This is a genomic window from Anaerobium acetethylicum (genome assembly GCF_900096945.1).
Taxonomy (GTDB): domain Bacteria; phylum Bacillota; class Clostridia; order Lachnospirales; family Lachnospiraceae; genus Anaerobium; species Anaerobium acetethylicum.
This window is the reverse complement of sequence record NZ_FMKA01000053.1, coordinates 1-14942: the sequence shown is the minus strand read 5'-3', so window position 1 is coordinate 14942 and position 14942 is coordinate 1. Positions and strand designations below refer to the sequence as shown.

Sequence of the window (14942 nt, the reverse complement as noted above, 5' to 3'; positions counted from 1 at the left end):
CTTAGGACGCGTACTTTGCGTCCTTACGTACCACTACGTCTTCATCTAAGCGAGAGCGCGCTGCGAATGAACATGTTTTGCATCACGTCCTATTTATTCTTCTGCTGCGTCAAGCATGTTCTGGAACAATACATAGTCGCCTACAGGAACTTCTTCCGTAACCGCACCGCCCTTGATGAAATTATCCTGCTGAACTTTATAGTAGGATTCCATTGAGCCATCTTTGATGCTTGCTACAACATCATCTGCCGTGATCCAGTCTCCGTCATGGATCTGATTTAAAACTGCTGCTTCGTCGAGTGCTGTGGTTTTTGCGACCCATTTTGCAACTTCTTCTAAGTTATCTGTTCTGTAGTCCATTGCTTTATAAAGGCCTTTTGTAAATCTCAGGATGATGTCCGCTTTTTCATCATAGTAGGATGGAACGCAGATCCAGGAAGCGATAGAAGGAGAGATGTCAACATATGTCATGTTGTTTGAAAGCATCACTGCCGCATTACCGAGTTCCTCTTTGATTGCAAATGTATTTGGTGACCATGTTGCTGCTGCATCAACGCTGCCTGAAATCATAGCAGTCACGATTGCGGAAGCATCCATGTCCATGATTGTAACGTCATCTCTTGTCAGGCCTGCATCAGCAAGTGTCAGATCAAGAATTGTTTCGCTTGACGTTCCTGAAGCCATTGCGATTGTCTTTCCTTTCAGGTCAGCCATTGTTGCTACGCCTTTGTCTTTGTTTCCAATCACTTCATCTGCATTGCCGTAATGGGAGATTGCAAAAACATCAGCTTTTCCCTGGATTGCAAGTTTATGTGCGCCAGGTCCGATATAACCGATATCGATGCTGCCTGATTCCATGGCTGCAATAATCGTAGGACCATCTGCAAATTCTACCAGATTGACATCGATTCCCTGCTCTTCGAAATAGCCTTTTTCCATTCCGGCTACAACCGTACATAAGCTTGCATAATTAGGCATGTAACCGATATTCAGCGTTACCTCTTCTACTGCAGGTTCTTCTGTTCCTGCTGCTTCTTCTGTTGTCTCCTCTTTCACAGCTGTCGTGTCAGCTGCCTCATCTTTGCTTCCACAACCGATCAACATAGATGCGGACATTGCAAGTGCTAAAACTACGCTTAAAGCTTTTTTCATAAAATACATCCTCCTTTAATTTTTTAAATCTGATCAAGCATGACAACCTTTTTTTGTCAGCTTTATAATTATGATCACTGCCCACTGTGTGAACAGCAACTAATTATTTTCTTACTTCCAGGTATTCCTGGTAAACCTGTCCCCAGATATGGTTCTTTAAATCCAGGAATTCTTTTGTCATCTTTGTCTCCTGGTTACGTGGATAAGGGATGTCGATATCTACGATTTCCTTGATTCGTCCTGGTCTTGCGCTCATGATGATGACCTTCTGTGCAAGAATGATCGCCTCATCCACATCATGGGTAATAAAGAAGCAGGTCTTGCGCTCCTTCTGCCATGTTTCAAGAAGCTCTGACTGGAGCTGTGTCCTGGTCTGCGCATCAAGGGCTCCGAAAGGTTCGTCCATAAGCAGTACTGATGGATTTACTGCATAGGCCCTTGCTATGGCAACCCTCTGCTTCATTCCTCCTGAAAGTTCCTTTGGATAGTGGTTTGCAAAATCCTGAAGATCTACCATTTTGAGGTACTTCATTGCAATTTCCGAAGCTTCCTCCCTGCCCTTCCCCTGAAGCTTGAGTCCGAATTCTACGTTCTTCTTGACCGTCATCCACGGGAACAGTGCATACTGCTGGAATACTACGCCTCGCTCCGTCCCTGTCCCTGTCACTTCTTTCCCGTCACAGTATACAGTTCCTGAAGTGGCCTCCGAAAGGCCTGCTATGATATTAAGAAGTGTGGATTTTCCGCATCCTGAAGGTCCTACCACACAGATAAACTCATTTTCCATAATGTCAAGGCTGACGCCGTTCAGCGCTACCATCTCGCCATTTCGGGTATTGAATACTTTCCTGACATTGTCTATCTTAACCTTTATATTTCTCTCTTCTCTTGCCATCCTGTCAACCTTCTTTCCATAATCTTGATCAGTTTCTCAATTGTAATGCCTATTATACCTATTACGATGATATAAAGAAGCATTGGCGGCGAATCAAAAGAGTTGTTCAATGCCCTGATCCTCATGCCGAGCCCTGCGGTCGCTCCTGTGGATTCCGCAGCGATCAGCGTTGTGAGCGCTACAGAAGCGCCAAGCCTGATTGCTGTCAATATGAACGGAAGCGTTGCCGGCGCAATTACCTTGAGGAAAATGTCCCTGTCCTTAGCACCAAGTACCCTTGCTGCCTTGATCAGCGTCTCGTCGATGTTGACTACACCCTGGTAGATTGTGATTGCCATTGTCAGGAATGTGGCTATTGTGATTACGATAATCTGGGGTTTACGTCCTACGCCTGCTGAAATTACTACCAGTGGAACATATGCCAGCGGCGGGATGTTACGGACAAACTGTATCCATGGCTCTATGATGTTTCGTACAGGTCTGTACCATGCCATCATGATTGCCACAGGAAGTGCGATTACGAATCCCAGTGCAAACCCTGCCAGAACTGAAATCATACTGCTTATGATATCCGTGAAGAACACTCCCCTGTCTATCATTGTCTTGATCGACTCCACTACAATAACTGTATTCGGAAAACTACGTGATGTCTTTGGAGTGATTGATAAAACCCACCATAGAAGCATTGCTGCTGATAACGAAATGAGCAGCCAGACCTTCGCCGGAATCCTATCAATAAAACTGCCTGATTTTTTATTTGCCTTCACCGGAACGACCGGATTGGCTGTTGTATCTGCCTTCATATTAACATTCCTTTCGTGTAAATTGTGTTTTTCTGTATCTTTATGACTCAATATTATCACCAGCGAATGGTTTCCATAAGTATGAACTTTTATCATACTTTTTTTTATGATCTATCAAAAAAAATCACGAACTGCGGCGCCGCTTCCCGGGCGCATTGCTGCTCGTGATTCCTGATTTGCCTGATCTCTATTTACCAAGCCTGCTGAACATATACCCTTTATAATTCTCTACCCCTGGCTGGTCAAAAGGGTTGATTCCGAGTATGCTTCCCGAAAGATAGCATGCGAATTCGAACATGTAAAACATCTGCCCGAAATAGTATTCACTGATTTCCGGAACGGTCAGTTTCAAACAGGGGATTCCGCTGTCGCTATGGGCACCTATGGTCGCTTCGAATGCCGCCCTGTTGATTTCCCAGAAATCCTTTCCATCCAGATAGCCGAAACCGTCGTCCACATGGTCCGCCTCCAGCACGATGCTTGCGTTCTGCTTTTCCACATCAAGGAAGGTTTCAAAAATGATCGGCTGCCCCTCCTGCACATACTGTCCGACAGAGTGCAGATCCTCCGAATAGCTCACAGAGACAGGATATATTCCTTTCCCCTGCTTTCCTTCGCTTTCGGCAAACAGCTGAATCCACCATTTCGAAAAATAATGGAGCTGCGGTTCAAAAAACGCCATCATCTCTATTGCGTAGCCCTTTTCAAGCAGGAGTTTCCTGTAAGTGGCGTATTTCAGCGCAATGTTGTCTTCAGATTCCCTGTCAGACAGCTCAGCCTTCATATCCCTGGCGCCCTGCACCAGCGCTCTGACGTCAATGCCTGCAACAGCCATCGGATAGAGGCCTACATCACTGAGGACGGAATATCTTCCGCCTATATTGTCAGGAAATACGAAAAAGTCATATCCGTTTTCCCGGGCGATTTCATGGAGCCTGCTGCCCGTTGTTCCGGTCACTGCAATCCTGCTGTTCGCCTCTTTGCCATACCGGCCTTCCTGCCAGCTCCTGAGCACCCTGAATCCGATTCCCGGCTCCAGGGTCTCAAAATTCTTTGCTATGACATTGATATATACAGATTTTCCCTCCAGGGAGCTCAGCATTTTATTTACATAATGTGCTGAAATATTGTTGCCTGCATAAAGGATCTCCGGACCGTCTTCCATCTGCAGAGCCTTGATCACAGCCCGAGCCGCCTGGTTCGAACCGCCTACCCCCACAAGAACGAATACATCTGCATCCCGGCGTACCTGCTCCGCTTTCTTCACAATCCTGTCCAGGGCTTCTTCGCCTACCCATTCCTCCGGTTCCAGCCAGCCCAGGCTATCCTTGTAGCGTTCGCTGTCTGTATACGCTTCCTCCAGGAATTTCCGGTTTTCGGCATATGCCTGTTCGTACTCCTCAGCAGTGATATGGCGTCCGGCATCCATATATGCAAAATCCATTTTACTCATCCACTCAACCTCTTTCATCCGAAATATATGCCCACTCATTTCCGCTTATACAAGCATCCCTGAACAGCTGCCCTTTTATAGCTTTATGTTAACATAATTTATGGCCGGCCAGGTCATTTTTAGACGCAAACGATTGGGTATCATATCATCGGATGCTACTGTTCATCCTGTGAACAGCAACCATCAGATTTCAGATTTACAGTTAAAAATTACACTATATCCTGGCTTCCCTGATTCTGAATATTTTCCCAGGTCCAGTTGACCCCGCTCTTCACTGCTCTGGCTGGATTTCCGGCTATGATGATATTCTCCTCACTGAATTTTTTTGTCACAAGAGAGCTTGCGCCTACGATGGAATTGTCCGGCACAACAGCGCCCTTCAGCACGCTGGTTCCCGTTCCTATCCAGACATGGTTCCCGATGGTGACGTCTTCCGAAGGATTGATCCTCCTGCCTTCCGTATTCAGGATCGCATGATAGTCACCGGTCCAGAACTGGGTATTCCTCGAAATCATGCAGTCTTCACCGATCAGCAGCTTAGTTCCATCCATAATGCCAAACTCCACATTTGCATTTGTCGAAGAATACCGGTCCATACGGAACTCATTTTTATCGCCCGCAATATTAATGATTGTTTTGTTTATATTGACCTTGTCTCCAAGATGGATGACATTGTCATTCCCTGTAATTTCAATCCTGCAGTCAACCACCCTGGAAAGGTCCCCGATTACGATCCTGTTGTTTTTTCCCTTGATTTTCAGGCTCGAATTCTTCAGCAGCGCTGCGCCGACGTCCAGGTAATTGTCTTTTCCCGCCTTGAACTTATAGGATGCAAAAGAATTGTACTGATGCATGCAGAACTTCAGCAGACCTCTGTTATTTTTCAAATACGCTCTTAATTTCTGACCAGCCATTAAAGAACCTCCTTTTCAGGACCAGATTATCGTTTCATGCAAATAGTTTAACATGTTTTTATTTTTTATTCAATATTCAGATTATTCAGCTAATTTCAGATAACTTGTCACCGCATAGACGGTCTGACCGTTATAATCCAGCCTGGACCAGCCGTTATCCGAAATTCCTGTCCTGGTAACAATATCTCCGTTGCCAAGCTGTGCCACGATTGTATCCTCCCGCTCTGCTCCGGGAAGGGATCTCAGGTTCGCCATACTCTTTGCCGTCACCCGCTCATTGACATCCGTGAATTTGGTCTTCATCTCCTCGTTCCCCGTTTCCGGGCTGCCTGGCGTCGGTTCCGTCTCTGCTGGCTGGCTCTGGACGCTGAGGTCTGTTGTCAGGTAGCTTGTCAAGGCATACAGGGTCTGGCCGTTGTATTCCAGCATCGACCATCCGTTAGAACCGATCCCCGTTCTGACTGCCATTTCTCCATTGTGCAGCACCGTTACAATCGTATCTGTATACTCGCTCCCGGCTTTGCTGCGCAGATTCGTTTCGATTTTTGCAGTCACCTGTTCGTTGACCGGCTCATAGGTCACGCTTGCGGTGCCGGATGCCGCCGGCGTCTTATAGGATAAATCCGCAGTCAGATAACTGCTTACGGCATACAGGGTCTTCCCGTTACAGATCACTCTCGACCATCCGTTGCTGCCGATTCCCGTGCGCTCAGCCGTATCTCCATTGTTCAATATCATCACTACGGTATTTGGATCTGCACTGTCCGGCACGCTGCGGAGGTTCGTCTGGCTTTTCGCTGTTACCGTCTCGCTGACCTCTTTAAAGTTGATGCCAACTTCGGGATTTGCCTCCACAGACTCCGGTGCCGAGCTGTCCTTTGCCTCCGCCTCCTGGCTGTAGCCAAAATAGGCCACATTTACGTCAACCGTTTTGCTGATGCCGGAAACCGTGCCTTTATTTGTATACTGCCACATGGAATGTGTCCCTGAATAGGAGGACTTGTCCGTGGGCTCATATGCCGTTCCAGGATACTGGGAGACCCAGACCTTAAACCGGCTTTCCAAAACATCCGTATCCCAGTCGGCATTCCCTTCAAGCTCGCTTTTTGCCGCATAGAACATGCCCGTATATCCTTTCTTCTGAACGTAGTCCAGAAATACAACCGCCAGATTTGTTCTCTCCTCCCTGGTCAGGGTGTACTGCCTGCTTGTTTCAGACCGGAACCCTTCGCAGTTATAGGCGACCGGATATGTGATCTTATACCGGGCAATAAAGTTTGCAGTCCACGCCGCTTCTTCCCTGGCTTCCTTTTCATTCACGGCAGTGGAAAAGAAATAGACGCCTGTCTTGATCCCATTTTTCTGCGCCTCCTGCAGGTTGTACTTAGCACACGGATCTTCATAGATCACTCCGGTGCTCTGTGTGCGGTAGCCTGCGCGGATCATGGCAAACTCCACCCCCGAAGAGGCCACTGCCGCCCAGTCTATGGTTCCCTGGTATTTGGAAACATCGATGCCGTAAGTCCTGCCGCTTGTCTCATACGCATTCCTGACCACAAGGTCTACGGCAGCGCCGTCCGTTTCGGCAGCCTGGCTCTGCGGATCGTCCGCATCTTCCATAGCGCCCATTTCCGCCGCAATGGATATCTCTTCTTCGGCCTCCTTTGTCTCTTCGGACTCAGCTGCCTGCTCAGTCTGTTCCGGCTCAGCCGCCTTTTTTCCGTCATTGTTTTCAAAAAAGTTATGGCGGACAAGCATAATCACCGCTATCAGCGCAGCAATTCCGATTACCGCCCTGACTAAATTGAAAATCACTACCCGCTTGTTCCTCAAAACATATTTCTTAATTTCATTTATTCGTTTCCTTAATTTCCCCATTTCTCCTGCCTCTTTCCCCAATACTTTTCATGCTGCTAGTGCATATTTCACCGCCCACATTATACGCTTATCTCCAGTTAATGTAAATACAAAATTCGCAATTCAGGCAGCCCATTCCTCTGACACCATAAAAAGATGCACGCAAAGAGACAGCCGCTCAACGAACTGCTTTCGCTGAGCGGCTGTCTCTTTATTATTTATTTGTCACTTTTTCTTCTAAATGTCAGATATCCTCCACTAATCAGCATTCCCGCCAGGGATACCAGTATTCCTGATGCATCTCCAGTATTCGGACTGCTCTTAACAGCTGAAACATTCTTTCCTGCTGTCGTTACGGAAGTTGTTACGGATGGTGTGCTACCTGTTACCGGTGCTGGTGCTATTACTGTCACCACTATGGTGATATCAGTAGTACCCCCTTTTCCATCAGATACGGTCACTATAAAACTGTCCGTTCCTGTAAATCCTGCGTTAGGTGTATAACTCCAGTTTCCACTGGCATCCACTGCTGCAGTTCCATTGGCCGGGTTGGTCTTCACCGCATAATTTAAAGGATCGCCCTCCGGATCTGTGGCAACTATTTTACCGGTTGTCTGCGTGCCGCCAGTTGTCGTACCCGCGACGCCCCCAACATCCGGCGCCTTGTTTTCCGCTTTCGTCACCGTAATGGTTATGGTAACATCTGTCGTGCCGCCCTTTCCATCGGATACAGTCACCACGAAACTGTCTGTTCCTGTGTATCCTGCTACCGGCGTGTAGCTCCAGCTTCCGCTGGCGTCCACTGATGCTGTTCCGTGTGCTGCATCTGTTTTCATCACGTAGCTTAATGTATCTCCATCCGCATCTGTTGCTGCTATGCTTCCTGTTACCTTCGTATCTTCTGGCGTCGTCACCGAAGCATTGCTGGCCATTGGCGCTTTGTTTTCTGCTGGCGGCGCTTCCGTCACCGTGATGGTTATGGTAACATCTGTCGTTCCGCCCTTTCCATCGGATACGGTCACTACGAAACTGTCTGATCCTGTGTATCCTGCATCCGGCGTGTAGCTCCAGTTTCCGCTGGCATCCACGGATGCCGCTCCATTGGCGGCGTCTGTTTTCAGCACATAGCTCAGGGAATCACCGTCCGCATCTGTTGCTGTGATGCTTCCCGTTACCTGGGTATCTTCAGGCGTCGTCGCCGAGCCGTCGCTGGCTGACGGTGCACGGTTTTCTGCCGGCGGCGCTTCCGTTACCGTAATGGTTATGGTAACATCTGTCGTGCCTCCCTTTCCATCAGATACAGTCACCACGAAACTGTCTGTTCCTGCGTACCCCGCATCCGGCGTGTAGCTCCAGTTTCCGCCGGCATCCACGGATGCCGTTCCATTAGCGGCGTCTGTTTTCAGCACATAACTGAGAGTATCCCCATCCGCATCTGTTGCTGTGATGCTTCCCGTTACCTGAGTATCTTCAGGCGTCGTCGCCGAACCGTTGCTGGCTGACGGTGCTGTATTCTCTGCCGGCGGCGCTTCCGTCACCGTAATGGTTATGGTCACATCCGTCGTGCCGCCCTTTCCATCAGATACGGTCACCACGAAACTGTCTGTTCCTGCGTATCCCGCATCCGGCGTGTAGCTCCAGTTTCCGCTGGCATCCACTGATGCCGTTCCATGGGCTGCATCTTCTTTAATAACATAGCTTAAGGCATCCCCATCTGCATCTGTAGCCACGATGCTTCCCGTTACCTGGGTATCTTCAGGCGTTGTCGCCGAGCCGTCGCTGGCTGATGGTGCTGTATTCTCTGCCGGCGGCGCTTCCGTCACCGTGATGGTTATGGTAACATCCGTCGTTCCGCCCTTTCCATCGGATACGGTCACCACGAAGCTGTCTGTTCCTGCATATCCCGCATCCGGCGTGTAGCTCCAGTTTCCGCTGGCATCCACGGATGCCGTTCCATTGGAAGCGTCTGTTTTGACCATATAGCTTAAGGCATCCCCATTGGCATCGGTAGCACCGATGTTGCCGGCAGCAAGAGTATCTTCAGGCGTCGTCGCCGAAATATCAGCCGCCGAAGGCGCCACATTGCCGCTCAATGTCATAGGCGGAGAAAATACCCCCAGATCTTCCCATGTCGTCGTGTCTTTTGTATCAATCCCCTGAATTCCTCCAATGTCCTGATTAAAAGCATTATCCTGGGCTGCTGTTCCAATCATATAACGGATCGGAGTCGAAGCCGTGATTGTTATGCTCTTTCCCGCAGCTGCAAGGGCTGCGTTGATATCTGCTACTGAAACCTTAAATGTAATGAAATAGTCTGCATCTCCTCCAAAATTGCTTCCGTCATTTGTCTGCATCAGCGAATAATTCTGATTTGCAGCCGGCAGATATTCTTTCAATACATCCCCTATACCCGTAGTGCTTGGCGATACATTCAGTTTTGAAGGGTTCGAATTGTAGATTGCAACCCTTCCATTATTGCCCGTGGGATTGTAAACTCCGATAAAGCAATCAATTCCGCCATTCAAATCGGCATCCACACCAACAAAGGCAAAGTTTTTAAACTGATCCTTCTGATTTCCATCCGCATCGTTGATACGCATACGGAAACCAATCTCATTCACATCAGAATCGTACTTCACATAAAAGACACCATACCCGGTGCTTCCTACCAGATCCTGCGATACTGTGCCGCTGCCCGTCTGCTGATCTTCCTGGTAATCAAATGAATTCGTAGCCGGCATGACATTTACCCAGTCATCATAACCATTTACCGCAACCTGTTTCGCTGCAGAAACGGAATAAACCTGACTCATTGCAATAACAGAAATTAATCCCAAAGTTAAAATGCTCTTCCTTGTTTTTTTCATACTATCCCTCCCAGCAATTTTCTCCAAAGTTTACAATTGTGTGATTATAAGTCTCTGTCTGTAATATTGTAAACTAATTATACCATATACAAAATATTTTTGTATCTTTTTTGTTTTTATATGTAATGTTTTTTGCTTTTTTGTCCGATAAACGTTATTTGAATGTTTTTTCACACATCATGCGCCTCCTCACGGAGCGTTTTATATGTATAGGATATTCAAAGAATTTCCTATACATATAAAAAAAACAGGAAAGCTTCATCATACAAGCTTTCCTGTTCTAATCGGCAATCCGCGGAATCCGCACATTCCCAGTATGTTATTGTAAAGTTTCGAAAATCCGGGCTCCCCTTGTCATCAGCCAGCGATACAGTATCAAGCAGGCCGCAGCCAGCAATACCCCATAACCGATCATATACACCTCAGCCAAAACCTTGTCTGACAAAAGCTTCAGATACACCATTCCCGGAGCCAGGACTGCCGCAGCCGATCCAAACATGGCGATCAGGGTGCTGATTCCCTGCTTGACCGCCTGGGTTTCCGACACCCAGTCGAACTTCGGAAATTTCAGGTTTAGGGCTACGCCCAGGAGGGCACAGAACACCGTAAAGAAAGCAGGAACCAGCAGCATACAGATCATCATGATAAATCCGGGTCTGAGGACACAGGAAAACACCACAGAAGCAGCAACAACAGCCGGTAAGGAAATCGCGAGATGAAGCTTCACCTTGGCAAGCAGAATATCGCCGGCAGGTACAGGAATCGACTGTGCAATCCACAGGCTGCTGCCTTCCAGTGAAATAGAAGGCGCGGAAATAATGACCATGGAATTGATCAGGCACAACGCAAAGATGGCGGCCGGCCCAATGTAGGGAGCGATATCCGGCATCCCCGCCGTCACCAGCGATATCAGATCCTGCTTTACAACCAGTGCCCCCGCTGCAACCAGAATAAATACGACTCCCAACGCCGCATTCATCATATATCCCGGGCAGGAAATGAAAAGCTGCAATTCTTTTCTGAACAAAGCAGAAGCTGCCGTTCCGGCTTTCATGCTTTTTTCTTCATATCTGACTTTCGTGAATCCGCGCTTTGTCGTGATCACCTTGATAAAGGTTGCTGATAATACCGCATATACAGCAGTAAAAGGAACAATCATGCAGAGCACGCTGAACAGGAGATGGAGGGCATTCTGTGTGGCTATGGCATTTCCCAGCCAGTAGACCGGAAGCGCGACTCCCTTGATCTGTTCCGCAATCACGCTGCCGTTGGCAACCAGGCTCTGAATATAAGTATTCAGCTTGCTGTAGCCATAGAAATAGGCCGCCAAAAAAGCCAGGGACAATATCATGGTAACCAGCGACTTGTTTCGAACCTTTGAAGAAACCAGCGCAAGCCCCCAGCCGAACAGCCCTGCCACAGCAAACGCCAGCAGCGGCAAAAACAGGAATTCGATCCCGAAGAAGATCACACTCCCTGCCCTGACCGGCACATGCATTACATAAACCACCCCTGCCGGCAGGATCACCAGAAGCTCAAAGATATAATTAAATACCAGCAGCATTGCCATACGGCTGGCAAGAATATATTTTGGCGGTATCGGCATTGACAAGAGCAGCTCATTGTCTTTCGCATCATAAAGCTGCGTCTGCGTGGCAAATATGCTGCCGAGAAACATCAGGGCAAATGCAATCATCCCTGTAAAGGAAAAATACATCCAGTCTATATTCATCATATGAAACGGTTCAGCAAGCTGGTCAAACAGCATACCAAACGACATCGCAAAACTGGCACCGACATAAATCATCAGAACTCCGAATCCTACCATTTTGGCTTTTGAGGCACCTTTTTTTGTTCTTGCCGATCCGAGCATAAAACTGCCCAGCGCCCCCATACGGTTCCTAATTAGTGTTTTTAACATGTGCTTCCTCCAATTCCAGGAAAACATTTTCCAAAGATTCCGTACCTCGTACCTCCTCCATGTTTCCGGATACGATCAGCTTTCCTTTTTTGATAATCGCAACCTTGTCGCAGAGCTTTTCGGCAACCTCCAGTATATGGGTCGAAAAGAAAATCGCTCCTCCGCGGTCGCAATGCTCATGCATCAGCTCCTTGAGCAGATAAGAAGACTTCGGGTCAAGACCGACAAATGGCTCATCCATAATGATGAGCTCCGGCGCATGAATCAGTCCCGAGATAATCGCCAGCTTCTGCTTCATTCCGTGGGAATATGCCGAAACCGGCTGGGCGAGATCGCTCGTCAGTTCAAACAGATCCGCATATTTTTTGATTCTTTCTTCGCGTTCCTTTTGCGGCACGCCGTAGATATCCGCTATGAAATTCAGATACTTGATTCCTGACAGAAATTCATACAGATTCGGATTGTCCGGAATATATGCAATCTTCTTTTTGCATTCCAGAGGATTTTCCCTGACGGATACGCCATCCACAAAAATTTCGCCCTCGTCGAACCCTAAAATGCCGCAGCAGCATTTGATCGCCGTTGTTTTACCTGCTCCATTGTGACCGATAAAAGCATAGATTTCACCCCGCCCGATATGCAGGGTCAGACTGTCCACCGCCTTGTTATCCCCGTAGGTTTTCGTTAGATTTTCAATTCTCAGCATTTCAACCACTCCTTATTCAAATAGTTCTTCCTGCCGTAATAATATTCCTTTTTTTAAAAAAATGCAATTGGGAAATCTTACTAAGTTGAACCATGTTTTCATATATTGAATATAACGATGCCGTAACGGGTAATTCAGTGTAGCATTTTATGAAAACATTACCCAAATCGATTAACCAGAACAATGCAAGGACTTTTCTTCCAAAATCCAGGCGCAAAAAAACCAGCTGAAAATCAGCTGGTTTTCAAATGTTTCATGTAAGCACGAGACGGGATTCGAACCCAGAACAACGATAACAAAACCGCATAGGAAGGAGGTTCGCACATCATCCTTTCTGAATGTAATCAGGAGTGTAATCATTTATACTGCTTTTTCGTGCACATTACAATTAATTGTAGCCTATCCTCTCCTTACCTTTCAAACCTCAGGAGCATACTCACCCAAACGGCCTATGCCACTCTGCCGTTTGAGTGGTGAAATCAAGAAGTTAAGGTTACTATCACTTCTCTTGTCTATACAAAATACATCACCATTTGGAAATGAAATTACTGGTATCCAATGCAACCAATCCTTAACTAAAAACAAAACTCCTTTATTTGACTCAGGTTCTTCTTTGTCTTGTATGATGTCTTTGCCAATTCCCAATATCTTTGTAAGCTTCCAATAACATTAACATATCGTCAACATTAATAAATGCCTATCAATCACTGAATCATAATACACTTTTGTTTTACAATGATTTTTTTCATTCTGTAGGATTAATTCCAATCTTTCTTATTTTCTCATTAACATCAAAATCATTATTAAAAACAAGACTCACTTCTACATACATATCCATCTTAAATTTCCACCCATTTTTTCTTGACAATATGCTTTCACAATCCTAACGCATTGGGATGTTTCGAAATGATATAACACACATTTGCATATATATTGTTTTGCTCCATAATAGAAAAGTAACTCTCAAGCGTATAAGAACCTAAAACGATTTCTTTATCTGGAGATTGATAACGAGCCAAAACATATATCATTCCTACTGGTGAAAAGTTCAAAAGGTGTTTTGCTATAGATTTAAAACTATCCATATAATCTTTTTTTATTTTGTATGGAGTTAAATTTTCAGAAATCTCCATACTAATTCCAGGTAAAACGAGTGTGGAATCGTATCCTATATGCTCACAAATATCTGTTCCACCTATTTCATTTTCATCTGTCAACAAATTATACCAAATTCCCTGAGTCAAAGTAATACATTTCCAAATATCGTAATATCTTTCCTCTGATTCAATAAAAATATTATTATTGGGAAAGTTGTTGCTTGGCTCTGTTTGTCCAATGCAATAGAGTATCAAATCAAACATTATATCACCTCCATCAATACCATTTAATGTTAAGTTCTGTAACAATACTGACACCTTTTTTTATTGTCGATACCAACTGAATAGTTCCATCTTTGGCTAATGCTATATCTGGATTTCTTCCAACTTGTTTAAGAATATTAGCTGGTACATCTTTTAGAATTGCATTCTTAACACCATTAACACCATGGAAATTTCCCTTTACCATTTTTGATAATTGCTTGGCAGAATATTTTGTGAAACCACAGCCCTTATTATGAACAAGTATTAAACTATCGCCAACATAATAAGTATGGAAATCCTCAACCTCTAAATTATAAACTTTAACAGGTTCGTCTAGATGTTCAAGGGCAACTTTTTCAACTTCCACTTGTTTCTCATTATAAAGAACAAGTAAGTCTCCAATCTCAAGTTTATCAGCACCTACCCAACCTTTATCAAATACATAAAACGGATGTCCGGGCGTAGTAACTATTTCTTCGCCATTAGCTGATACATGAACTAATTCTGAAATCTCATTTTCAAAAGTTTTAAGAACACGTTTTAATCCCTTTTCACCTGTCTCAGGATTTTCTGCGTATACATAATCTCCTGCCTTTATCTTTTCAATAGGGACATTCCCTTTATCTGTTTTTACTGGCGTTCCTGCAACAAAGCATAACTCTGTTCCAATCTTAGTAGCAGTTTTTATGGCAGAACCCATCGGTTTTGCAAGTCTTGCAATATACGGGCCTAAAATCGCTCCAAGAACAGCCCCGCCTACGGTTGCCGCCGAAACTAATGCCCATTGCTTCCAACCTGTTAGTCCGAGTTGTTTTGCGATTACTATCCCTAATGCTGCTCCAGATACACCACCTATTATACCTCCAATAATGTTTGCAGCGGCATGTCCATTAGTGTCTCCCATGTTAACAGGATTGTTTCCTAAATTGAATTTTTAAATTCCACCCCTTTTATACAAGGTATGGAATTTAATCTTGCAATCTCTTGTGTGGAATTTAGTCTTACAAGCTTTT

At 45.8% G+C, this 14942-nt stretch carries 12 protein-coding genes; all 12 read right to left on the bottom strand.

The genetic code is table 11. The features are described from left to right. Nucleotides 1-93: 93 nt before the first annotated feature. The 12 genes from BJR36_RS18805 to BJR36_RS18750 all read right to left on the bottom strand — a co-directional run bounded on the left by BJR36_RS18805 (nt 94) and on the right by BJR36_RS18750 (nt 14833). A complete protein-coding gene (locus BJR36_RS18805; protein ID WP_091236973.1) occupies nt 94-1152 on the bottom strand; it encodes an ABC transporter substrate-binding protein in 1059 nt (352 codons plus the stop codon). Between the two features lie 103 nt (nt 1153-1255). Then, nucleotides 1256-2047, bottom strand: coding sequence for an ABC transporter ATP-binding protein (locus tag BJR36_RS18800; RefSeq protein WP_091236972.1), 792 nt, complete (start codon nt 2045-2047; stop codon nt 1256-1258). After that, a complete protein-coding gene (locus BJR36_RS18795; RefSeq protein WP_091236971.1) occupies nt 2023-2850 on the bottom strand; it encodes an ABC transporter permease in 828 nt (275 codons plus the stop codon). The genes BJR36_RS18800 and BJR36_RS18795 overlap by 25 nt, the downstream gene beginning before the upstream one ends. Nucleotides 2851-3037: 187 nt before the next feature. After that, nucleotides 3038-4303 (bottom strand): glucose-6-phosphate isomerase, encoded by a 1266-nt coding sequence (locus BJR36_RS18790; RefSeq protein ID WP_242875671.1) that lies wholly within the window; start codon nt 4301-4303, stop codon nt 3038-3040. Between the two features lie 209 nt (nt 4304-4512). Continuing rightward, entirely contained in the window at nt 4513-5217 is a 705-nt protein-coding gene (locus BJR36_RS18785) for an acyltransferase (protein ID WP_091236970.1), read from the bottom strand. A gap of 81 nt (nt 5218-5298) precedes the next feature. Continuing rightward, nucleotides 5299-7095 (bottom strand): GH25 family lysozyme, encoded by a 1797-nt coding sequence (locus BJR36_RS18780; RefSeq protein WP_091236969.1) that lies wholly within the window; start codon nt 7093-7095, stop codon nt 5299-5301. Between the two features lie 197 nt (nt 7096-7292). After that, complete coding sequence (locus BJR36_RS18775) at nt 7293-9941, bottom strand: Ig-like domain-containing protein (RefSeq protein WP_091236968.1); 2649 nt, start codon at nt 9939-9941, stop codon at nt 7293-7295. A 319-nt stretch (nt 9942-10260) separates the two neighbouring features. Then, the gene (locus BJR36_RS18770; RefSeq protein ID WP_139133583.1) at nt 10261-11862 is read right to left on the bottom strand and encodes a hypothetical protein; all 1602 of its coding nucleotides are present in this window, start codon (nt 11860-11862) and stop codon (nt 10261-10263) included. Beyond that, a complete protein-coding gene (locus tag BJR36_RS18765) occupies nt 11843-12568 on the bottom strand; it encodes an ABC transporter ATP-binding protein (protein WP_091236966.1) in 726 nt (241 codons plus the stop codon). The genes BJR36_RS18770 and BJR36_RS18765 overlap by 20 nt, the downstream gene beginning before the upstream one ends. 417 nt (nt 12569-12985) lie before the next feature. Next, complete coding sequence (locus tag BJR36_RS20475; RefSeq protein WP_091236965.1) at nt 12986-13213, bottom strand: hypothetical protein; 228 nt, start codon at nt 13211-13213, stop codon at nt 12986-12988. Between the two features lie 230 nt (nt 13214-13443). After that, a complete protein-coding gene (locus BJR36_RS18755; RefSeq protein ID WP_091236964.1) occupies nt 13444-13929 on the bottom strand; it encodes a hypothetical protein in 486 nt (161 codons plus the stop codon). Between the two features lie 13 nt (nt 13930-13942). Continuing rightward, complete coding sequence (locus tag BJR36_RS18750) at nt 13943-14833, bottom strand: polymorphic toxin-type HINT domain-containing protein (RefSeq protein WP_091236963.1); 891 nt, start codon at nt 14831-14833, stop codon at nt 13943-13945. Nucleotides 14834-14942: the final 109 nt, after the last annotated feature.

Bases quoted from the DNA above. Each gene is read 5' to 3' on its own strand.
- BJR36_RS18755 (WP_091236964.1), bottom strand. From the start codon at position 13,929: ATGTTTGATTTGATACTCTATTGCATTGGACAAACAGAGCCAAGCAAC.
- BJR36_RS18780 (WP_091236969.1), bottom strand. From the start codon at position 7,095: ATGGGGAAATTAAGGAAACGAATAAATGAAATTAAGAAATATGTTTTG.
- BJR36_RS18800 (WP_091236972.1), bottom strand. From the start codon at position 2,047: ATGGCAAGAGAAGAGAGAAATATAAAGGTTAAGATAGACAATGTCAGG.
- BJR36_RS18785 (WP_091236970.1), bottom strand. From the start codon at position 5,217: ATGGCTGGTCAGAAATTAAGAGCGTATTTGAAAAATAACAGAGGTCTG.
- BJR36_RS18790 (WP_242875671.1), bottom strand. From the start codon at position 4,303: ATGAGTAAAATGGATTTTGCATATATGGATGCCGGACGCCATATCACT.
- BJR36_RS18775 (WP_091236968.1), bottom strand. From the start codon at position 9,941: ATGAAAAAAACAAGGAAGAGCATTTTAACTTTGGGATTAATTTCTGTT.
- BJR36_RS18795 (WP_091236971.1), bottom strand. From the start codon at position 2,850: ATGAAGGCAGATACAACAGCCAATCCGGTCGTTCCGGTGAAGGCAAAT.
- BJR36_RS18770 (WP_139133583.1), bottom strand. From the start codon at position 11,862: ATGTTAAAAACACTAATTAGGAACCGTATGGGGGCGCTGGGCAGTTTT.
- BJR36_RS18765 (WP_091236966.1), bottom strand. From the start codon at position 12,568: ATGCTGAGAATTGAAAATCTAACGAAAACCTACGGGGATAACAAGGCG.
- BJR36_RS18750 (WP_091236963.1), bottom strand. From the start codon at position 14,833: ATGGGAGACACTAATGGACATGCCGCTGCAAACATTATTGGAGGTATA.
- BJR36_RS18805 (WP_091236973.1), bottom strand. From the start codon at position 1,152: ATGAAAAAAGCTTTAAGCGTAGTTTTAGCACTTGCAATGTCCGCATCT.